Consider the following 21909-nt stretch of genomic DNA (forward strand, 5'->3'; position numbering starts at 1 on the left):
ATATCGTCTGCAGGACTGCTCCATATGGTAACCCGTTTACGCTCTCTTTCTTTATTATGTTGCTTACCTTTCGCGTTAATTAGCCTACCTCTTCAAGCCAACAGTTTCTTTGCAAGCGTAGCGTCTACACCTCCTCCCGGCGTGTCATCGCTTCAGCACCAACTTCTGCAGCTCGCCCCTTCCGCCACACCGGAAGCTCTGCGTCTTGCCGCCCAGGCGCTTAACTGTGCGAATCCCAATGCCGAGCGGTTCGCGGTTATTGACTACTCTCTTCCATCAACCGAGCCGCGGATGTGGGTGTTTGATCTGCGCCAGCATAAACTGCTGTTCGAAGAGCTGGTCTCCCACGGCCAAGGGTCGGGTGATGCTTACGCCGAAGCGTTCTCCAATACCCCCGAGAGCCATCAGTCCAGCCTAGGCCTGTTTCGCACCATGAATAGCTACTATGGGCGCAACGGCTATTCGCTGAGGCTCAATGGGCTTGAGCCCGATGTGAATGATCTGGCCTATGAGCGCGCGATTGTGATTCATGGGGCGGATTACGTCAGTGATGACTTTATTGCTCAAACCGGTCGCCTGGGCCGCAGCCATGGCTGCCCGGCGGTGCGTCAGGATATTACTTATCCACTCATCGATAGCTTGCGCGAAGATCAGTATGTGTTTGCCTATTACCCGGATAAGGAGTGGCTCGCCACCTCCAACTTCCTGCGCTGCAACACGTTAAATTCCACCCACTTGGCGCAACGTTGACAGGTTCTTAGGCCAAGCAGGCGTTGTTATGCCATGCTAACCAAGTGGCAATGCAGCATGGCATAAGCTTACTAACGCATGAGGCCTTATGACTCAAGTAAAGAAGCTAGACCTAGCTCTACAGGGCGGTGGCGCTCACGGTGCTTATTCATGGGGCGTGATCGACCGGCTGCTTGAAGATGATCGGATCGAAATAGAAGGCATTAGCGGCACCAGTGCTGGCGCGATGAATGGTGTAGTCATGGCGGATGCCCTCACCCGGGGTGACAAGCTGTTGGCCAGGCAAGCACTTACAGATTTTTGGCAGGCCGTCAGTCGCGCCGGCATGGCAAGTCCGGTACGCAGATCTCCCATGGATATCTGGACCGGCAACTGGAGCCTTGATCACTCGCCGGGCTATATCGCGATGGATATCATGACGCGCCTGGTATCGCCTTATCAATTCAATCCGCTTAACGTTAACCCACTGCGTGAGATCGTCGCTGAACACATCGATTTTGAGCGCGTGCGTCAGTGCGATCAGCTCAAGCTGTTTGTAGCGGCCACCAATGTACGCACCGGCAAACAGCGCGTTTTTCGCCGTGAGGAAATGAGCCTGGATGCGGTAATGGCTTCTGCCTGTTTACCCCTAATGTTCCAAGCCGTAGAAATTGACGGTGAGGCTTACTGGGACGGGGGCTATATGGGCAACCCGGCGCTTTTCCCGCTCATGGAAGAATGCAGCTCGCGGGATATCCTGCTGGTACAAATCAATCCTATCAGCCGGGATACGGTGCCTACCTCTGCCTCGTCGATTCTGAACCGCTTAAACGAAATTACCTTTAACGCGGCATTGATTAAAGAAATACGCATGATTGCGCTGTTACAGCACGCACTTGAAGAACAGGGCATTACAAATTGCTATCAGCAGGCGCTTTTCCATCGTATTAGCGGTGAGCAGGCGCTGGAAGAGCTTTCCGTCTCCAGCAAGCTGAACTCTGAATGGGCGTTTCTTTCCTATCTTTTTGAGCAAGGGCGGGCAGCTGCACAGCGCTGGCTCGATGAGCATTTTGAAGCGATAGGCAATCACTCAACACTGGATATCGATTCGGTTTACCTGCACGAATAAACGGCACTATGGTGACGCATGCCGCTCCTGGCATGCTCGCCAATGGCGCACCGCCTATTTTCCTTCCCCGCCCAATCTCTTATCCCTCCCTGCCCACCCTTTTATTCAACACATCAACTAACTGATAGGTTTAATTAAAACCCTATATGGCAAACTAATTGCTTAACAAGGCTTTGTGGTGGTAGGCGTAGACCAGGCCCAGCGGGGTACGAGTGCGTCGAGCCTGACCTTCAATGGCGAAGGCATGTTCTCGTAAATACGCGACGCGATAGAGCGACTCGGCGTTGCGTGATGCTCAACTGGTTCAAGATCCCGTGAGGCCATCCCATGGACATACGCAATAAAGCCAATCGTATTCGCCTACTCAATTTCTCAACCCCTCAGATGCGTGCCTTTCATCTGTCGTGGTTTGCTTTTCATATCTGTTTTTTTGGCTGGTTCGGCATCGCGCCGCTGATGGCGATCGTGCGTGAAGACCTTTCTCTGACCCAGACTCAAATCGGTAATACAATTATCGCCTCCGTCGCGATTACCGTTATCGTGCGGCTATTAATAGGGCTACTGTGTGACCGGCTAGGGCCGCGTAAAACCTACACTGGCCTACTGGTGTTAGGCTCCATTCCCGTTATGAGTATCGGCTTTGCCGACAGTTTTGAAAGCTTTTTCCTGGCGCGCCTGGCAATTGGCGCAATTGGCGCCTCATTTGTCATCACCCAGTACCACACCACCATGATGTTTGCGCCTAATGTGGTGGGCACGGCCAATGCGACCAGTGCGGGCTGGGGCAATTTAGGTGGCGGCACCACGCAAATCCTGATGCCGCTTATATTCTCCGGGATGTTAATGCTCGGCGTTAATGAGGCGCTCGGCTGGCGCCTTGCCATGGTAGTGCCGGGTGTGGTGCTGTTTATCACCGGCATTGGCTACTGGTTTCTCACCCAGGATGCACCGGACGGTAACTTTAGCGACCTGCGCGCGCGGGGTGAGCTGCCGGAAGCCACCAAGGAATATGGCGCGCTGCAAAGCTTTCTCACCGCGGCAAAAGATATCCGCGTGTGGGCGCTGTTTGTCGTTTATGGGCTGTGCTTTGGCGTTGAACTTACGATCAACAATATTGCGGCTATCTACTTTTTTGACCAGTTCAACTTAAGCTTGGCAACCGCTGGGCTAATCGCCGGTCTGTTTGGCCTGATGAATATATTTGCCCGCACGCTGGGCGGTGTTTTCTCAGATTTGTTCGCCAAGCAAGGGGGCTTGAAGGGCCGCGTGCGCTGGCTGTTTATTGCCTTGATCTGCGAAGGCATTGCGCTGATCGCATTTTCTCAAATGCATATTTTGAGTCTTGCTATTGGCATCATGCTGGTCTTTAGCCTGTTCGTTCAAATGGCTGAAGGGGCAACGTTTGGCGTGGTGCCGTTTATCAACAAAAAAGCCCTGGGCGCCGTGGCGGGTATTGTGGGTGCCGGCGGTAATGTCGGCGCCGTATCGGCGGCGTTTTTGTTTCGTAGCGAAAACTTAAGCTACCAGCAAGGACTGTTTTATCTGGGGCTGACCGTACTGGTACTCGCCTCATGCGTACTGGCTGTGCGCTTTAGCGATGCAACGGAAGCGCAGGAAGCCAGCGCCTACCGTGATGCCGTGGGCGACGATACCGGCGCAGGGGCTCTTTCATTACGTTAAAACCCCGCATTATGCTCAATCAAGACCTTTCATCCCCGGTGGCGGCTGCCCCGGGGAGATAGATCAAGGCGGCGAGTAAAAGGAAAATCACTATGTCATCTGCCCAGCAGCTACTCTTAACCGCCATTCGTTGTGATATCGATAACCTGACCCATTTAGCGACGACCTCGGAAATTGTCGCCGATATTAGCCGCTTTATTCACGTACTCCAGCGTGAGCGTGGCGCCTCAACGATCTACCTCGTTTCTCAAGGCTCACGCTTTAAAACCCAGCGCCGCGACTACCTCAAACATAGCCAGGAAGCTGAGATACTCATGCGGCAACGGCTGGAGGTACTGACCCAGGAAGTGCGCCCTCAGGGTGCAGCGCGCTTATTACGGCGCATCGCAGCCGTATGGAACGCTCTTGACGACATAGCTGCTATGCGCAGCGCCATTGATCTCATGGCGATCTCCCCCGATGCCGCGACCCAGGCTTTTAACCATTTAATCAGCGGTTTACTGGCAATTGTTTTTGAAGCCGCCGATACCTCCGACGACCCGGAGATTACCCGTACGCTTGTGGCGATCTTCCACCTGATGCAAGGCAAGGAACTTGCGGGCCAGGAGCGGGCCTGCGGTGCATTTGGCTTTACTCAAGGTCACTTTGATAAAACGCATCGCCAGTTACTCGGCCAGTTGGTCGAGGATCAGCAGCGCTGCTTTGATACCTTCGTTGAGTTTGCCACGCCGGAAGCTGAACTCGCCTGGCAGCAGGCGGTTTCAACCAGTACGTTAACCGGCATTCACCAATTGCGTGAGGCTGCCTGCCAATCTACCTCACAGCACGTTACCACCAACGTTCTGGGTGAAACGTGGTACGAGCTCACCACGCTTCGCATTGATGCGCTTAAAATCGTCGAAGACGCTTTAAATACCCAGCTAGCGGCGCTTTGCTATCGCAAAATAGCCCAGGCGAAAGCCGCGCTTGAACACGCCAAAGCCAAGCCCGGTCCTCATACGCCCGCCCCTTGTGAGCAGCTCCTCGCGCTTAGTCCTACACAGCCATTGGGAGACTTAACCGCTAGCGCGTTGACCTCACCGCTTGGACGGTCATTGATTGAGCTTACTCAGGCACAATCAAGCCGTTTACAAGGGTTGAGCGATGAGCTGGAAAATACCCGCAAGGCATTGCGCGAGCGCAAGCTGGTCGAGCGCGCCAAAGGCTTGATCATGGCGCACCAGTCCATGACCGAAGAAGAGGCCTACCGCTTCCTGCGCAAAACCTCCATGGATCAAAGCAAAAGCATGGCGGATATGGCGCAGGCTATTCTTGATCTCTCTTCTATACTCAAAAAGGCTTAGTAGCCCTCTTAAGCTTAGCTGCCTAAAGTTGGCGACGGTTTGCAAGATAGCGTCGTATTAGCCATTCTGAAAACTCCTGTTTATGGCTTAGCAAGGAGTGCCAACCATGCAACACGGCGTATTATTGATTACCGGTGCCTCAAGCGGTATTGGCGCAGCCACGGCAAGAGCCGCCGCGCGCGAAGGCTACCAGCTTGTACTCGCCGCCCGTTCAGCCGACAAACTCGCCGCACTTGCCCAGGAGCTTGGGCCTGAGAACGTACTTACCTGCGAGCTTGATGTCACTGATATGGATCAGCAGCAGGCGATGATCGATCAGGCGCTGGAGACCTTTGGCCGCCTGGATGCGGTGTTTGCCAACGCCGGGCAAGGCGGCTCGCCGGGCGGGTTTAGCGGCGCCAATCATGCTGCCTGGCACGAGATGATTCTGACCAATATATATGGCGTGGGCCTTACTCTTCAGGCAAGCCTTCCTGCGCTTAAACGTAGTAAAGGCCATGTACTGATGACGGGTTCTGCCGCCGGCCGAACCACCATTCCAGGCTCCATGTACAGCGCCACCAAGTGGGCAGTAACGGGGATTGGCTATAACCTTCGTGAAGAGTTACGGGGTAGCGGGATGCGGGTTACCCTGATTGAGCCCGGCATGGTCGATACGCCGTTTTTTGATGAATCGCCTGATAATGCCCTGGAAGACCGCGATATCGCAAACGCGGTTATCTATGCACTTTCTCAACCGGCTCATGTCGATGTTAATGAAATACTGATTCGCCCTACCCCGCCGATTGAATAGCTGAGTAAACATGTTAGCCAGCTCAAAGCGGGCTGCTCCTTGTATTTCGTCTTCTTAGCCCGCATAACACCTACAACCAAGCGTGCTAATGTTCTGTTCATGTACTTTCTACTATGTACACGTCCTGACCGTTCACCCACGCCCCACGTTTTCAATAGTAGGTGAATTATGAGCCAGCTTTCTTCGACAGCGCTTTCCGTTCTCGACCTTGCTCCGATACGCCAAGGCGGAAGCGCTGCTGAAACGTTTCGGGACAGTGTTTCTCTCGCTCAGCGAACCGAACAGTTGGGCTATACCCGCTACTGGCTTGCCGAACATCACAATATTGCCGGAATCGCCAGCGCGGCAACTTCAGTATTAATTGGCCATGTAGCGGGCCAGACCTCCACTATTCGGGTGGGTAGTGGCGGGATTATGCTGCCCAATCATCCGCCGCTGGTCATCGCCGAGCAGTTTGGCACGTTGGAAACTCTTTATCCTGACCGAATTGATCTGGGCTTAGGCCGCGCGCCCGGCTCTGACGGTGCGACCATGCGCGCTATGCGGCGCAGCATGCATGCAGGCGTGGACGACTTCCCCGAGCAGTTAAGCGAGCTACTCCGCTACCTGGCAGACGCCGAGCCCGGCCAGCAGGTGAAAGCGGTGCCTGGCCAGGGAACCAACGTGCCTATTTGGCTGTTGGGTTCCAGCGGCTATAGCGCCCAGCTAGCGGCCAAGCTTGGCCTTCCCTTCGCCTTTGCCGCTCAGTTCGCCCCTGGCTATCTGTTTGAAGCCCTGCGCCTGTATCGCGATAATTTCCGCCCGTCTGAACATCTGGACAAACCCCATGCCATGGTAGGTTTACCGGTTATCGCTGCTGAAAACGATGCGCTGGCGCACTACCTTGCGACCACGGCTCAGCAGAAGTTTCTAAACCTTATTCGTGGCAAACCGACCCAGTCGCTGCCCCCAGTAGAGCAGCTGGACTGGTCACCTATGGAGCAGGCGCAGGTAAGCCAATTTTTAGGCGCAGCGATTATCGGTGGTCCTGAAACGGTCAAAGCAGAATTGACGGCTTTCCAAGAACGTACCGGCGCGGATGAGCTGATGATCAATAGCGACTTTTATAATCATGCTGACCGTCTGCGCAGCTATGAGATTGTTGCAGAGGCCGCGCGGTGAGCGCAAAGCTAGACGCAAAAGGTACGTTATGGGGCTTCAAGCGAATGGCCCCGCTTTCCCTGTTCGTGGTTGCGTTTGGCTTAGCGTTTGGCGTTGCCGCTATCCAACATGGTTTAAGCAGCTGGGAAACGCTGCTGATGAGCAGCCTGGTGTTCGCGGGCACCGCTCAGTTTGCGGCACTGGAGCTGTGGGGACCCACCATTCCGCTCACAGCGCTTATTGCCACCACGTTTGCCATTAACGCCCGTCACTTATTGATGGGCGCTTCGCTTTACCCCTGGCTGCGCCACCTTCCCTCAGGCCAGCGTTATGCCTGCCTTGGGATGATGAGTGACTCCAACTGGGCCATGGCGGCAGCTGACCATCAGCGAGGAGAAACCAATGTCGGCGCTCTTTTTGGCGGCGGTATTGCCTTATGGCTCTCCTGGGTGCTGGGCACGCTGTTGGGGGTCGCGTTTGGTAGCGGGATCAGCCAGCCCGAACGGTTTGGATTAGACGTCATCATGGGCTGTTTCTTACTTTCCATGCTGGTAGGCGGTAAAAACAAACCGTCGCTTACGATGCTACTTCCCTGGGGCGTGGCTGGCGTGGCCGCGCTGCTCGCGCTTTATTATTTGCCGCCCAACGCTCACGTTATTGTGGGTGCGCTGGCGGGTGGTTTGGCGGGCATGCTGTTGCCTCAGGCGAATCAACAAAAAGGACAATAGGCGTGCCGCTAACTCCAGCTACTGCGCTACTTGCTATCGTTATCATGGCACTGGTGACGTTTACCACCCGTATCGGTGGCTCGATCATCATGTCACGTATCCCTATTGGCCCTAAGGTAGAGCGATTTATCAACGCTATGGCGGGGTCCGTTCTGGTCGCTGTTGTTGTACCGCTGGCAGCTCAGGGGGATTGGGGCGCTCGGCTTGGTCTGCTCGCCACGTTAAGCGCCATGCTGATACTGCATAAGCCGCTCGTTGCGATTACTGCGGGAATGGCCACCGCTGCGTTATGGCGCTTATTATCATAGCGGTTAACGCTGTCCTACTTATTTCCATCAGGTACTGGCTATGTCATCAAATACGATGTCTTCAAATACAATGTCTTCAAATAATGCGTCTTCCCTCACGTTCACGCCTATGACACAAGATGACTTCGTTATCTTTTGGCCAACCTTTCAGGCCATTATCGCAGACCAGCAAACCTACGCGATTGACCCTGATATCAGCTACGATGCGGCCTATCGGCTCTGGTGCCAAGCGCCCAAAGTCACCTATGCGGTTAAGGATGCAGCAGGCGAATTAATCGGTAGCTACTACTTAAAAGCCAATGCAGCCGGCCCCGGCGATCATATCTGTAACTGCGGCTATATGGTGACCGCTGCCGCTCGCGGTAAAGGCGTTGCCCGGGCGATGTGCGAGCATTCACAGCAATTAGCGCGTGAGTTCAACTTTCAAGCCATGCAGTTTAACGCCGTCGTTTCCACTAACGATGTCGCGGTGGCGCTCTGGCAACGGTTAGGATTTAGCATTGTGGGCACGGTTCCTAATGCCTACCGCCATGCGACGCAAGGGTTAGTAGACACGCATATTATGTATAAATCCTTGTAATTTAATCGCTTACACCCTTAATTTTTCTCACTTAAGGCCGATATTACGACCACCACAATGAAGCTCTCTAGTTCATTGTGATGTGGCTGCCTATCTTGCTGCTCTATTGCTCCCCCTTAAGTGAGAAATGAACGTAATGAAAGATTTATCCGTAAAATATGCCCTGGCCGGGGCATTAGGTTTACTCGTTGTCATGTTGATTGTTGTGGCAGCGCTTGGCATACAGGCAGAGAAAAGAGCAATAACAAGCTTAAACGAGTTGGATGAAGTGGCGGCCCAACAGGTAGCGTCTATTAACCGTTCAGAAGTTAATCTAATGGAGCTTCGGGTACGCTTAGCGCGTTATACAGACTATAACGCACGTGGCAACACTGCGTTAGCTCAGCAAGCGCTGGGATTTGCTCAGGCGGCGTTGGAACGTGCGGATTCGCGTTTTGATGCATTTCATGCCATTGAGGTACCCAGCAACTCGCCACGAATGCCCTTAATTGCCGCGATCGAATCGGCGTACCAGCTTTTGATTACTGATTCGCTCAGACGCGACCTTAACGCCGGGAATGTGGCACCGCTGATCGATCACGCCGAACGCCTTAACGAACAGTTTGATGCGTTTACCAATGGTGTGCGTAGCTTCAACCTCAATGCACAAAGCCTAGCATCAACTACCGTTTCAAATGCGCATACCCGCAGTCAGCACAATATGTTGATTAGTATTGGCTTAATCGTTTTGGCATTAATGATCTATATCGCCGTACAGCTCGGCATTAACCGGATTATCGTTCGCCCTCTGCAGCGCGCCGTTGCGCTATGTGAAAGCGTATCCCAAGGCAATTTAACTAACGCCATCGAATCACGCGGGCGTAATGAAATAGGCCGCCTGTATAGCGCGATGAGCACGATGCAGGAGCGCTTGCAACAGATGGTGGAAACCCTCAACCAAAGCAGCCGGGCCGTCGCCAACAGTTCCCGGGAAATTGCCAGCGGTAGCCAGGACCTTGCTTCGCGCACCGAGCAGCAGGCAGCGGCGCTTCAGCAAACGGCAGCGAGTATGGATGAGATTTCCTCTATTGTGCGCCAAAATGCTGACACGGCCACGCAGGCCGAAAAGATGACTGTTAATGCCGCGCATAAAGCCGAGCATGGTCAAAGCGAAGCCCAGCGTGCCGGGCAATGGATGCAAGCGCTCGAAAAAGACTCGCATAAAGTGCATGACATTGTGCAAGTAATCGACTCTATCGCTTTTCAGACTAATATCCTGGCGCTGAACGCCTCGGTTGAGGCAGCACGCGCGGGCGAACATGGCCGCGGCTTTGCCGTCGTTGCCAGCGAAGTTCGCTCATTGGCGACTAAGACGTCCAACTCATCGAAAGAAATACGCACGATGATTGAGGATATTGCCCAGCGTATTGCCGAAGGTGCCAATCAGGCGATGCACAATGGGGAAAGTATGGGCGAGGTCAATACGGCTATCCGTCAAGTGACCGATATGATGCAGGAGCTGTCACTGGCGGCCAAAGAACAGGACTCGGGTATTACCCAAATTAGCACCGCAATTGCGCAAATGGACTCCGCGACTCAGGAAAACGTGTCCTTAGTAGAAGAGACCAGCACTGCATCGGCATCACTTGAGGATGAAGCTAGCCGCTTGGCAGAGCTTGTGAGCGCGTTTAAATTACCCCATTCAAGCCAGACGCAATCAGCACCATTAAAATCAGCCCGCCCTTTACCAGCCAGCAGAACCTCACTGCCTAGCAAGCGTGCCTCTGCCGAACCTGAGTGGGAAGCTTTTTAATACACCGTTATTTTCAGTTATCGGGCAGCATTCGCTGCCCGATGCGTTGCCAATCGCGTATCATGGCTCGCCCTTGCCGTCGGCAAATTCAGACGATGGCAGTTAAACCTGCACGCAAAGCCCACTATGAAACCTGCTTTTTTCAAACCGCTATTTGCATGGATATTTATCGCCCTGTTGGGCATGATTGTGCTGCTGGGCCTACTGCACTTAAAAAACGGGCACTCGCCAGGACCTCAGCTAACGTTCTCCAAAGAAATCACCGCCCACCTAACTGACGCTACCCGCCAAGCAAATATTCATTTAATGGAAGTACGCCAGCGGTTGGCACGCCTAAGTAGCGATATTGACCAAGCGGCGACGACATTGAGCCAGACGCGGGACAACCTTGAGCATGCAAGCCAGGCGGTTCAAGAACTCGATTTACCTTCCCACTCTGCACAGCGCCCTTTGATTGACGCGATGCTTGACACTTATAAACGCTTGATAGACAACCCACTGCAACGCTATTTAGATCATTTCCAGACTTTTCGAAATGCAACCGACGTACACCTTTCCGCCGTCAGCAAGACCGCAGTTAACATCGACCGACATATACTTGAATGGGCAAACCAGTTAACCAGCAGCGAACAGAAAGACAGCAGGATAGTATTAATGACAGTGGCCCTGCTCATTGCCTTAGCGGGAGCCCTTTATATTGCGTTTAAAGGCGCAATCCATGTATTTGTAGTAAGACCTCTTCAACGTGCTGCCCAAGCCCAGAATAATGTCCTCAATGACAGCCCGGCTCTTAGCTTTGAAGAGTATGGTTATAGCGCGGTAAACGACAGGCAGCCGACATTAGCTGCTAAAGAGCAAGCACCAGACAGCACTCACATAAGCGCCATATTCAGCCCCATATTGCTGGAAGAGATCAGCACGTCGACGGCGACTCCTCGCGATCACACATACCAGCCTTCTGAGTTCTTTAGCACTCCCGCGCCTTCAGTCCAGCCTAGAATGCTTGAGCGCGAGTGTTAAATAAGCGACGAGCAGATCGCTGCCGTACGTATTAGGGGCTTTTAGCAGAAGAGGCGCGTTGCGCTAACGCTTCCTGAAGGTAGCGCTCCGCTTCACTACTTCCCATAGCCGTTAAATGTGCGACGTTGCGTTCAGGAATTACCGACGTGTCGCCATAAAACTCGATGGCCTTTTCGACACTCGCTTCGCGCAGTAAATGCACCATCGCGTAGGGCGAGCGGTTGGTATAGTTCGAGGCATCGTCAGGCTCGGCGTCTTCAAAACAGTAATCGGGATGGAAGGTAGCTAGCTGGTAAACACCTTCGTAGCCCTGCTCGGCCAAGATGCTTTCGGCCAGTTCCACATAATCCAGGTAGTGATCAAAATGCTTGAATAGTGTGGGGAAAACCAGCAGCGTGGTTTCCGTATCTGGATGCTCATCCAGCCACTGCACTTCCACCATGAGTTCTTCTAACGCAACTTCAAGTTTTTTGGAGCGCACGATTTCCACACGGATAGAGGCGCGTTCCACTTCACGCTGAGCAAAAGGACATACGTTTTGCGCCACAATAAAATTGCGCACCCAGCTCATCGTTTGCTCGATTACGTCGTTATCTGAATATTGCATTACTCTCTTTTACACCCGCTCGATCGCATGTTTGATGGGCGCCAGTGTACACCTATCGTTATCATTAAACTCAAGCGCTGCTCAGCGCTTATTGGGCGCTCCTTCACCATGCTGGGTAAACCGCTGAAGCGCCACATCATAGGATTTGCGAATATGCTCATCCAGAAGCTTGCGCGCCGCTTTCACATCGCGCTTCAAGGCAAGCTCCACCAACTCATGGTGCTGCTGGTCCAGTTCCTGGCGAATCACCGGCATTTTAGGACCCAGCCGGCGGTAACGATCAAATTGATCATGCAGCTGCTCAATAAAGCGGAGTAGCCATACGGAGCCACATGGCGCTACTAGCGTACGATGAAACTGGGTGTGCAACCGCTCCCATTCATCGTCCTTATCCAGCGTCATATCGGCACATTTCAGGCGGTGTTCCGCCGCCAGCAGCTCCGCTTCCCAAGCGGCATCGCCATGGGCGATAGCCTGTTCAAAGGCCATGCCTTCAAGTGACAAGCGCGTTTGCGCTATATCATCCAGCTCGCGATGGGAAAGCGTCGGTACTCGAAAGCCACGCTGGTTTTCCTGAAGGAGCAATCCATAGGCCGCCAGCTTGTTTAACGCCTCCCGCAAAGGGCTCAGGCCTACCTGGTACTGGTCTTTGAGCGCATTGATGGCAAGTTTTTCACCCGCCGCGAAGCGTCCGTTCACTAGATCCTTGCGTAAGGTATCGTAAATACGACTTGATGCCGTACTTGCTGAAGGCTGAATATATTGATTCATGGTAGGGTCCTTTCATCCACCGTTACGTACGCACTACTTATTCAGTGTTGACGCCTCTGAGTACTCTCGCCTATATTCTACGCCAGATAAATAATCGATTTTTTTAAATATAAACGATAAAAAGTGAAAAAATATGTTTTTCCAACTAATTTCCTATAGCGTATTTTGCCAATGAAACAGACAGCACTGTTCTGGGCCTTCTTTCGGGTCGGTATTTTCGGCTTTGGTGGTGGTCCTTCGATGATACCGCTAGTGCATGCCGAAGTGGTCGCCCGTTACAAGTGGCTTACCGACGAAGAGTTTGCCGATATATTGGCTATTGGCAATACCCTGCCCGGCCCGATTGCCACCAAGATGCCCGGTTACATCGGCTATCGTGTCGGCGGCCCCTTAGGCTGCGCCGTTGCCGTTACGGCGGTTATTCTACCCATGATTGCGGCGATGATCGTCATGCTGGGCATTTTCAGCCGCTACCGCGATGTTGCGTGGATTCGCGGCATGGGGCAAGCCGTGGTGCCGGTGGTCATGATCATGATGGGCCAACTGGCCTGGGACTTCTTTGATAAATCGCAAAAGGCGCTTGGCTGGCTGGTCAGTGGCGTAATGGCGATCGTTTCCGGGGTGCTGATTTACTGGCTGGGCGTCCACCCGGGCTTCATCATCGGCGCGATTCTGCTGGCCGCGTTTATCCCCTTCTCCAAATTCAAGAAAGCGGAGCGCTCGGCATGATCTATTGGGAGCTTTTCCTGGCGTTTTTCATTCCCAATATCGTGGGTTACGGCGGCGGCCCGGCCATCATTCCCTTGATCGAAGCCGAGGTCGTCGGCCGTTACGGCTGGATGACCTCGCAGACGTTTGCCGAAACCCTGGCGCTCGGCAACGCGTTGCCGAGCCCCATTGCCACCAAGATGGCCGGCTACGTAGGCTATGAAGTGGCGGGTATTGGCGGCGCCTTTGTAGCGGTTGCAGCCACGGTGGTGCCTTCGCTTTTGCTGATGATTGCCGCGCTGGGGCTTTTGTATCGCCACCGCGAGTCCCCCCAGGTCAAGCGTATGAGCCAGTGGGTGCGCCCGGTGATAGCCATGATGATGGCCTGGCTGACGCTTGGCTTTCTGCTCGAAGGCGTCAACGGTGCAGGCTGGCTGCACACGGTGATCATTGGCGTGGTCGCCGCGATAGCGCTGGTGCGCTTCAAGATCTACCCAGCCTTCGTGGTCATGGCGGCCCTTGTGTACGGCGCCTTTGTCATTGCCTGACCCACTCTGCTGATCCCTTCTGACTGTCGGCCATTTCCCCCGGCAGTCAGACTAGCTATCCACGCCTTTCCATCGCATCATGGCACTCCTTTTTTCTGGATGCCGCTCAGCCACGCCATGCAACAGTCTTCGCCCCACTCAAGCTCCTCACCGCTTAGCGGTTTTTTCAGCGTTTTTCGCTACAGCCAGCGTGCCCTTGGCCTGGTGTGGGAAACCTCACGCTGGATGATGTTTGGCCTGGCCTTATGCACACTGGTGGCAGGCGTACTGCCCGCCGTTGCCGCCTGGGTGGGCCAGCTGATTGTCGACGGAGTGGTCAGCGCCATGGCGGCGCATCAAGCGGCAGATGACCCTGATCTACTGACGTCCATCACCCCGGTGTTGAAGCTGGTGGGGGTCGAGGCGCTGATTATCGGCCTCATTGCCCTCGCCCAGCGCGGGCTTTCCGCCCAGCAGGCGCTGCTACGCGCGCTGTTGGGGCAAAAGGTCAACGTGATGATTCTGGAAAAGGCCGGGACACTCTCGCTTGGCCAGTTCGAAGACTCCGAGCTATATGACCAGCTCACCCGCGCCCGCCGTGAAGCCTCGACACGCCCCCTTGCCCTGGTCAATAAAACCTTTGGTCTGATGCAGAACGCCATTTCGCTCGGCAGCTTCAGCGTTCTGCTGATTCAGTTTTCGCCCTGGGCGCTGCTGATACTGGCGGTGGGCGCACTGCCGGTATTTATCTCGGAGGCCAAGTTTTCCGGCGACGCCTTTCGCCTGTTCCGCCGCCGTTCACCGGAAACGCGTATGCAGGGCTACCTGGAAACCGTGCTGGCGCGTGAAGACAGTATCAAGGAGGTCAAGCTGTTCGGTCTTGAAGGGCTATTTCTACAGCGTTACCGGGATATCTTTACCCGCCTGTTTGCCGAAGACCGCCTTCTGACGCTGCACCGGGAGGGCTGGGGGTTCGTGCTGGGCCTGCTCGGCACGCTGACTTTTTACGCCGCTTACGCCTGGGTGGTGATTGAAACCATCGCCGGTGCGCTGACCCTGGGCCAGATGACCATGTATCTGATGGTATTCAAGCAGGGCCAGTCGGCGCTTTCGGCAAGCCTCACCGCGATCAGCGGCATGTATGAAGACAACCTTTACTTATCCAACCTCTACGAGTACCTGGAGCAGTCTACTCAACCTGAAGGCGGCAGCCTGACACAGGGTGAGAGCGCAGGCGACGGGCTGCGCTTCGAGGACGTCAGCTTTGCCTATCCAGGCGGCAAGCAGGTACTGCAGAATATCTCCCTGCACCTGGCGCCCGGCCAGAGCCTGGCACTGGTGGGCGAAAACGGCTCGGGCAAGACAACCCTGATCAAGCTTTTGACGCGGCTTTATCAACCCACCCACGGGCGTATTCTGCTGGATGGCAGCGACCTGCGCGACTGGGAAACCGGCGCGTTGCGCAAGCGTATCGGGGTGATTTTTCAGGATTTCGTGCGCTACCAGCTGCAGGTAGGCGAAAACCTGGGTGTGGGCGACATTCAGGCATTTAATGATCAAACGCGCTGGCAGAAAGCGGCCCACAACGGTATGGCCGACGGCTTTATCAAACGCATGCCCCAAGGCTATAACACCCAACTAGGCCGCTGGTTTAAAGATGGCCAGGAACTCTCCGGCGGGCAGTGGCAAAAAATAGCGCTCTCGCGTGCCTACATGCGCGAGGAGGCTGATATTCTAGTGCTGGATGAGCCCACCGCGGCGATGGACGCTGCCGCTGAAGCCGATATATTTACCCGCTTTCGCGAGCATAGCCACGATAAAATGACCATCCTCATCTCGCACCGCTTTTCGACGGTGCGCAGTGCCGAGCTGATTTTAGTCATTAACCATGGCCGCGTGCTGGAACGCGGCACTCATGAAGAGCTTCTCGCACTCAAGGGCCGATATGCACATCTTTTCTATTTACAAGCGAAGGGTTATCAATAGGCGAGCTGAGTGCTGCTGTTCTAGCTAACCAATGACTCTTTGGCTCTCTAATGAGGATAAACGTAAACAAACGTGACCAAGCCAATAAGTAGGTCGCTTAATCTAATACTTTAAGAGTAATGTGCACTCATCCTCCAACATGACAAGGGTAGTGCACATGAAAAAATTCCACCTGATAAAAGTAAAATATGCCTTTGCTTTTATAAGCGTCGCACTTGCGCTACTAGCAGTTGTGCTGGCTGATATATTACTCGTCAATATGGTAAAAAGCCGACTCGATTCATTTATATCTCACTACATCCCTGCTTCAACAACCATCCTCAATGGAGATAGAGATCTTTACCAGGCGAGGGTCGCTGAAATAGAGTTTCTCCTCTCATCGCCTGGTACAGAGCAGGCATCAGCTCTTATCGATGAATTTGAGGAGAATGCGCAGCAGGCTTATGAGCGCATGGTTACATCTGCTGAGCTGATGCGTGCTGATCCGAGCATTACTGATCAGTTAGCTGATTTTGAAGTATTGTATAGCGACTGGAAACAGGAGGCTGAGCGCGTTTTTGCAATGCATGAGAGAGGTGAAACAGTCAATGCACTGACTCTTTCCTCAAGTTCTTCACTAGAGCATTTTAATGCGTTGCGAGATTTATATGATATTTCAGGAGCCAATATTGAAACTGCAATTATTGCGGCAGAAAAGGCTGTCTTGGAAAGAATTCGATTGCAGCAGACGACTACGATTGTTTTTTCTTTAATCGTCTTTATCGCGGCAACGTTGATTGCTCTGCTGGGTCCTTTGATGATGTCCAAGGCACTTCGTCAAATAAGTCGGCGCATTAAAGAAATTACCCAAGGAGACGGTGATTTGACGGCCCGCATCAATAGCCAACGCCGGGACGAGATTGGTGAGTTAGCTCATGAGTTTGATACTTTTATCAAGCATATTGACGGGACGCTTCAAGCTGTTAGCCAAAGCACTGTCAGCCTTCAGCACGCATCCACAGAAATTGCCAAAGGTAGTCAGGAGCTTGCAACGCGTACGGAGCAAGCTGCTGCCAATTTACAGCAGACATCAGCTTCCATGGAGCAAATCGCGGCAGTGGTTACCAATGCCTCTGACTCTGCACAGCAGGCAGATCAACTGGCACTATCGAGTCGCGAATTAGCCAATCAGGGACGCAGTGCGATGCGCAGTGTTGAACAGACGATGGATACCATTAGCGAATCCTCTTCTGAAATAAGTAATATCGTCAGTCTTATTGAGAGCATCGCCTTTCAAACGAATATCTTAGCATTGAATGCTTCAGTTGAGGCGGCTCGTGCGGGAGAGCACGGCAGAGGTTTCGCTGTCGTTGCCCAAGAAGTACGCACCTTAGCCAGCCGTTCAAGCGACGCCTCAAAAAGTATTGCCACCCTCATCAATACTTCGATGAGCCGAACTGGGGCGGGCGTCAATCAAGTAAAAAGCACTGGGCAACTGATGGAAGAAATGGTCCACAGCATTGAACGCGTTTCCGATGTAATTGCTGAAATTAGCGCTGGCGCCAAAGAGCAAAGTGTGGGAATTGGGCAAGTCAATGATGCCGTCAACGAGCTGGATAGCATGACTCAGCACAATGCATCCCTGGTAGAAGAGTCCAGCGCAGCAGCAGAGCTAAGCGAACAGGCCTCTCGCTTAAGCGTATTAGTAGGTGCCTTCAAGTTAAGCGATATCGCAACACAGCCCTTGGCGCTGGCTGAGAGGAAACAGGAGAATAAAAGTGCTAGGTCAACATCGTTACCACGGCATCAGTTCTCTTCTTTACAACATCCTGAGTGGGAATCTTTCTGAGTTAGTCTGCTACCGAGGGTTTATCAGCAAGCCCTCGGTGATAGCGACCTCTTGAATAATGACGAGACGATAGTCGAGCCACAAAATTTTCATTGGCATAAATAAGCTTTTCAAGGAATCGATATGGCCTGTAATGCATTGGTGATTGATGATGATCCCGAAATTCAATTATTAGGCAAACTGTTATTGGAAAAACAGGGCTACCGGGCTGTAACTGTTGGAAGCCTGGGAGAGCTGGCGCGCCGCCCATCCCTTCTCAACGTGGACCTGATTCTCCTTGATTTTGGCCTTGGCGAGTTTACCGGTTTAGACATTCTCGACTATCTTCACGATCTGCGCCTGAACGCTGCCATTCTTCTTATTAGTAGCTGCTCGAAGGAGACGGCTACACATGCTATCGAGGTAGGCAAAGGCAAAGGCTTACGTATGTTGGGCTTTTTGCCGAAATCTGACCTTCTTATAGGACTTGCCTCTTTTCTGAAGCCACTTGAAACTTCTCTCAAAGCGCCATCAGTGGAGGAGCTGGAAGCGGCGATTGGCGATAAAAAGCTCTTTTTAGTTTACCAGCCCCAACTAGATCTTGAGAGCGGAAGCATCATAGGCGTTGAAGCATTGGTCCGCTGGCAGGACTCCGAGCGCGGCGTACTTTATCCCGACAGTTTTATTCCCTTGGCTGAACAAAGTGGGCTGATGGTGCCCATGACATGGTGCATTCTTGAGCTTGCCCTGAAGCAACAGGCAGAATGGCAGGCAATGGGCTGGAAACTGGATATTGCCATCAACGTCCCTGCAGAACTGGTCAAAGCCGAGAGCGTTTTACAAACCTTTGATCAACTAACGCGTAAGCACCACTCCGCCTTGGATCGTATTACACTAGAACTGACCGAATCAGCGGGCATTGAGTGCTTGGCATATGCCCGGCACGTACTTGAAGCACTGCTTGAGCGAGGCTGCCAGCTCGCGCTAGATGACTTTGGCACCGGCTACTCCTCAATGATTCAGCTTCATCGCCTCCCCTTTAGCAAGCTTAAAATTGACCGTAGCTTTGTATCGCTGATAGACCAGGACCAAGCTGCCCACGCCATTACACTATCCATTATCGATTTGGGAAAGCGCTTAGGACTGACGGTAATAGCCGAAGGTATCGAGACTCAAGCGCAGCAGCGCTTGCTCAGGGAAGCAAAATGCCCATTAGGTCAGGGATACTTTATCTCTCGCCCATTAACAGCAGAGGCTTTTAACGCTTGGTTCAGTCATCGGATGTCTGAATTGGACTTTAATGAACTAAGCATGCCAGCCTGTTCTAGCGCGAGCTGAGTAGATTTTTCCAAAGCCGGTAGTTGCTGTAAAGACAGCTCAAGTTCACTGCCAAGATCGACTAGCGCGAGGGCTTCAAGACGGTTTGCCAGGGCCGCTATAGCAGTACATCCCAAAGAGGCCGCCGCTCCCTTAAGCGAATGGGCTTCTTGACAAAAAACATCTCGCTCGCCAGCCTTTAAAGCGGCAGCAAGGCGCTCTCCGCGGATATCAAGACGCTTCAAGAATGTTGTCAGCAAGTTATCGAGAGTATTCGAATCAAAAGTGTCTTTTAATTCTTCGCAGAGGCGTGTATCAAGAATTTTCCCCTTTTCCTCGGGTTGCTTTAATACACCGGCATCTGTTTCCCTCTCGGTATCTGAGATAGGCGCGTTAACGCTCTCCTTTTGCAAGATACAACGGCATAAGACTTGGTAGAGTTCATCGCGAGTAAACGGTTTATGTATCATGTCATCCATGCCACTTTGCAGGCAGCGCTCGCGATGCTCTGGCATCACATTGGCCGTCATGGCGACAATAGGTAACCGAGATAACTGATGAAGCTGTTCAAATTCACGCCACTGCTGTGTTGTTTGCACGCCATCCAGCACCGGCATTTGCATATCCATAAGTACCAGGTCGACATCGCTACTATGTGCTTTGAGTAACGTAAGCGCTGCCTCACCATTATCAGCAATACTTACTCGTTGCCCTAACCGCTCAAGCATTACCTTAGCGACCGTCTGATTTAATGAGTTATCTTCGACAATCAGGATATGCTGGTTAGAAATCAAACCACGCAGGCTTTTCTGAGTAGAGTATTCTGGCAGTACATCCGTTTCTGGCAGCCGAATCGAGAACCAGAAACGACTACCAACCCCTTCCATGCTGTTGACATCAATATCACCCTGCATTGATCCAACAAGCCGTTTACAGATGGCAAGCCCCAGCCCCGTTCCTTCATGTCTTCGTGCAATGGATGTATCCACTTGAGCAAAAGCGGAAAAGAGTTGGGCTTGATCTTGCTCAGAAATACCACACCCAGTATCACGCACCTCGAAACGAACCCAATGGCCGGCCTCGCTGTGGATCGTGAACTTTACAAAACCTTCGTCTGTAAACTTAATAGCATTATTGATGAGATTCATTATGATTTGTCGAATCCGTACTACATCTCCCTTTACAAACTGGGGCAAATCGGCTGATTTAGCGTAGCTAAAGGAAACGGATTTTGTCTTACATTGCAGGCTATAGCCAATACATAGTTCATCAATACATTTATGTAGATCAAAAGCTTGAATATCGAGATCTAAATTACCAGACTCTATTTTAGTATAATCCAGAATATCATTAATCACGCTTCGTAAACTATCGGCACTGCGCTTAAGCGCAGCTAAATATGCTGTTGCATCAGGAGTACTCACCTCTTCGCTTAACAAGTCGGCCATACCAACAACTCCGTTAAGTGGAGTACGTATTTCATGGCTCATAACTGCCATGAATTCAGATTTCGCCCGACTAGCCGTCTCGGCCTGCTGTGCTGCCACATTCAGCTCATGGCTCTGCTTTTCAAGCGCTTGTGCTTTCTCTAAATTGGAGCGACCCTCTCTTATAAGCGCACGGACAAGGAGCCCGCCCGATATCATCAAAAGTGTAATCAGCAGAAGTGCCAAGCCATAAAGCTGTGCCAAAGATTCACGCTCATCGGTACGCATTCGCGCGACATTGGCATTGGTGTCGACCAGAGCGTCAGAGGTTAACTTCTGCAGTATAGATGTTTTAGCGAGCAACGTATTAATTAGTAAAGGGGTAAGGCCTGAAGGGTTATGCCAGAGATCCTCCAATAACGAATCGATTTCCATTATGAGATTTTCAGATGCCTGCACATTCGTTTTAAGGCTCTCTATAAGTGCAACCTCCTTACCAATATCACCCTGGAAAAATAAGTTCTTCCGGCTATAAAGAATCTCGTATCGTAATAAAATATCTTCCGCTGAGACAGGGTATGCTGTTGCTTCAATAAGACTTAAACGGAATTCTCTGACTTCTCTATCGAGCTGATAGCCCGCCCAAAGCAAGTTTTCCAACAGCCGGTTTTCCAGCGCATGTTGACGCTGAAAAATAACCCCGCCCGTGGTGAGAGCAGAAAAGAAAAAAAGGATTGCCGAAAAAGTGGCAATCCGTGCACGCCGGGAAAAATAGCGTTTCAAGCCTGACAGCATTGGATACTTATCCATTAAAGATTCGCGTTATTATTCAATATCGATCCTATGCACCTGCCAAACTGAGCGTGAGAGTATTACTTCATTCAATAACTTTGGTGAATCATCAAAAGGGTAGATGACAAAAAGAGGCCCCTGGTCACGAATGCGCAGAGGCTCGTCATCCGCACTCATGGCCAAAATCACATCATATTGATAAAAATCGCTGACCGGAACCGTAGCCGCATAATCATTTAACGCGGTGATCCGCATTTGTTCGCCGTCTCCACCAACCGCCTCCAAGATGGCACGCCCCAAGGGGCCAGAAAAGCGAACCTGACCATCATGCCAGGGCGTATTCGTGAGCGTATCATGCTGCTCTAAAGCTTCCAGCATAGCTCGGTCAAAATGTGCCTCATCACCACTATTGGGATGCGCCAATGTACCTGTCACTATCAGCATGACAGGACCTTCTGGCTTGTCCAAAGCGCTAGCATGAAACGGCAATGTCAAAAACCAGATAGCCACTAGGACAACTACATATCGAACCATGATTAAGCCCCTCCCAAGAAGACATGTTGATTGAAGGTTGAGTATATAGCGGCCTCCTAAAGGCTAACTGTGAAACTTTGTGTCAAGGAGGTACTATAAACTCTAATTAGCTAACCCGGATTTCTCATAGCACCTCAGCCAGTACCACCTCCAAGCCGTCATACCACTAAAAGCCGATTGGTACGGTTTAA

At 52.3% G+C, this 21909-nt stretch carries 20 protein-coding genes; 16 read left to right on the plus strand and 4 right to left on the minus strand.

Going from position 1 to position 21909, the window contains the following annotated elements; genetic code table 11:
• Nucleotides 1-24 precede the first annotated feature (24 nt).
• The 11 genes from INT33_RS10880 to INT33_RS10930 all read left to right on the plus strand — a co-directional run bounded on the left by INT33_RS10880 (nucleotide 25) and on the right by INT33_RS10930 (nucleotide 11242).
• A complete protein-coding gene (locus tag INT33_RS10880) occupies nucleotides 25-750 on the plus strand; it encodes a murein L,D-transpeptidase catalytic domain family protein (RefSeq protein ID WP_192538015.1) in 726 nt (241 codons plus the stop codon).
• A gap of 88 nt (nucleotides 751-838) precedes the next feature.
• A complete protein-coding gene (locus INT33_RS10885) occupies nucleotides 839-1858 on the plus strand; it encodes a patatin-like phospholipase family protein (protein ID WP_192538014.1) in 1020 nt (339 codons plus the stop codon).
• A gap of 327 nt (nucleotides 1859-2185) precedes the next feature.
• Entirely contained in the window at nucleotides 2186-3538 is a 1353-nt protein-coding gene (locus INT33_RS10890; protein WP_192538013.1) for a NarK family nitrate/nitrite MFS transporter, read from the plus strand.
• Nucleotides 3539-3630: 92 nt separating this feature from the next.
• Nucleotides 3631-4881: a nitrate regulatory protein gene (locus INT33_RS10895; protein ID WP_192538012.1), complete on the plus strand. Its 1251-nt coding sequence runs from the start codon at nucleotides 3631-3633 to the stop codon at nucleotides 4879-4881.
• A 106-nt stretch (nucleotides 4882-4987) separates the two neighbouring features.
• Nucleotides 4988-5674 (plus strand): SDR family oxidoreductase, encoded by a 687-nt coding sequence (locus INT33_RS10900; RefSeq protein WP_192538011.1) that lies wholly within the window; start codon nucleotides 4988-4990, stop codon nucleotides 5672-5674.
• A gap of 168 nt (nucleotides 5675-5842) precedes the next feature.
• Nucleotides 5843-6835 carry an LLM class flavin-dependent oxidoreductase gene (locus INT33_RS10905; protein ID WP_192538010.1) on the plus strand — a complete coding sequence of 331 codons (993 nt, stop codon included), beginning with the start codon at nucleotides 5843-5845 and terminating at the stop codon, nucleotides 6833-6835.
• Nucleotides 6836-6879: 44 nt separating this feature from the next.
• Nucleotides 6880-7542, plus strand: a complete 663-nt coding sequence (locus tag INT33_RS10910; RefSeq protein WP_225736141.1) for an AzlC family ABC transporter permease — start codon at nucleotides 6880-6882, stop codon at nucleotides 7540-7542.
• A gap of 2 nt (nucleotides 7543-7544) precedes the next feature.
• Complete coding sequence (locus INT33_RS10915; RefSeq protein WP_318782754.1) at nucleotides 7545-7850, plus strand: AzlD family protein; 306 nt, start codon at nucleotides 7545-7547, stop codon at nucleotides 7848-7850.
• 70 nt (nucleotides 7851-7920) lie between these two features.
• Nucleotides 7921-8430: a GNAT family N-acetyltransferase gene (locus INT33_RS10920; RefSeq protein ID WP_192538008.1), complete on the plus strand. Its 510-nt coding sequence runs from the start codon at nucleotides 7921-7923 to the stop codon at nucleotides 8428-8430.
• A 136-nt stretch (nucleotides 8431-8566) separates the two neighbouring features.
• A complete protein-coding gene (locus INT33_RS10925) occupies nucleotides 8567-10222 on the plus strand; it encodes a methyl-accepting chemotaxis protein (protein WP_192538007.1) in 1656 nt (551 codons plus the stop codon).
• 177 nt (nucleotides 10223-10399) lie between these two features.
• Nucleotides 10400-11242: a hypothetical protein gene (locus tag INT33_RS10930; protein ID WP_192538006.1), complete on the plus strand. Its 843-nt coding sequence runs from the start codon at nucleotides 10400-10402 to the stop codon at nucleotides 11240-11242.
• A gap of 31 nt (nucleotides 11243-11273) precedes the next feature.
• Here the strand turns inward: INT33_RS10930 and INT33_RS10935 are convergent, their stop codons facing one another.
• Both INT33_RS10935 and INT33_RS10940 read right to left on the minus strand, forming a co-directional pair.
• The gene (locus tag INT33_RS10935) at nucleotides 11274-11849 is read right to left on the minus strand and encodes a DUF1415 domain-containing protein (RefSeq protein ID WP_192538005.1); all 576 of its coding nucleotides are present in this window, start codon (nucleotides 11847-11849) and stop codon (nucleotides 11274-11276) included.
• 81 nt (nucleotides 11850-11930) lie between these two features.
• Entirely contained in the window at nucleotides 11931-12620 is a 690-nt protein-coding gene (locus INT33_RS10940) for a GntR family transcriptional regulator (protein ID WP_192538004.1), read from the minus strand.
• A gap of 171 nt (nucleotides 12621-12791) precedes the next feature.
• Between INT33_RS10940 and INT33_RS10945 the strand changes: the two genes are divergently transcribed.
• The 5 genes from INT33_RS10945 (at nucleotide 12792) to INT33_RS10965 (ending at nucleotide 18986) form a co-directional block, all read left to right on the plus strand.
• Nucleotides 12792-13349: a chromate transporter gene (locus tag INT33_RS10945; RefSeq protein ID WP_192538003.1), complete on the plus strand. Its 558-nt coding sequence runs from the start codon at nucleotides 12792-12794 to the stop codon at nucleotides 13347-13349.
• Entirely contained in the window at nucleotides 13346-13876 is a 531-nt protein-coding gene (locus INT33_RS10950; RefSeq protein WP_192538002.1) for a chromate transporter, read from the plus strand. Before INT33_RS10945 ends, INT33_RS10950 begins: the two co-directional genes overlap by 4 nt.
• A gap of 117 nt (nucleotides 13877-13993) precedes the next feature.
• Nucleotides 13994-15841: an ABC transporter ATP-binding protein gene (locus tag INT33_RS10955; protein ID WP_192538001.1), complete on the plus strand. Its 1848-nt coding sequence runs from the start codon at nucleotides 13994-13996 to the stop codon at nucleotides 15839-15841.
• 157 nt (nucleotides 15842-15998) lie between these two features.
• Complete coding sequence (locus INT33_RS10960) at nucleotides 15999-17669, plus strand: methyl-accepting chemotaxis protein (protein ID WP_192538000.1); 1671 nt, start codon at nucleotides 15999-16001, stop codon at nucleotides 17667-17669.
• A gap of 123 nt (nucleotides 17670-17792) precedes the next feature.
• The gene (locus INT33_RS10965; RefSeq protein ID WP_192537999.1) at nucleotides 17793-18986 is read left to right on the plus strand and encodes an EAL domain-containing response regulator; all 1194 of its coding nucleotides are present in this window, start codon (nucleotides 17793-17795) and stop codon (nucleotides 18984-18986) included.
• On the opposite strand, the gene INT33_RS10970 is transcribed toward INT33_RS10965, so the two are convergent.
• Nucleotides 18923-21202, minus strand: a complete 2280-nt coding sequence (locus INT33_RS10970; protein ID WP_226940157.1) for an ATP-binding protein — start codon at nucleotides 21200-21202, stop codon at nucleotides 18923-18925. The two genes, INT33_RS10965 and INT33_RS10970, sit on opposite strands and share 64 nt — an antisense overlap.
• 15 nt (nucleotides 21203-21217) lie before the next feature.
• Nucleotides 21218-21694: a molybdopterin-dependent oxidoreductase gene (locus tag INT33_RS10975; protein ID WP_192539929.1), complete on the minus strand. Its 477-nt coding sequence runs from the start codon at nucleotides 21692-21694 to the stop codon at nucleotides 21218-21220.
• Nucleotides 21695-21909: the final 215 nt, after the last annotated feature.

Origin of the sequence: Halomonas colorata (assembly GCF_014897985.1) — a bacterium.
GTDB lineage: Bacteria > Pseudomonadota > Gammaproteobacteria > Pseudomonadales > Halomonadaceae > Vreelandella > Vreelandella colorata.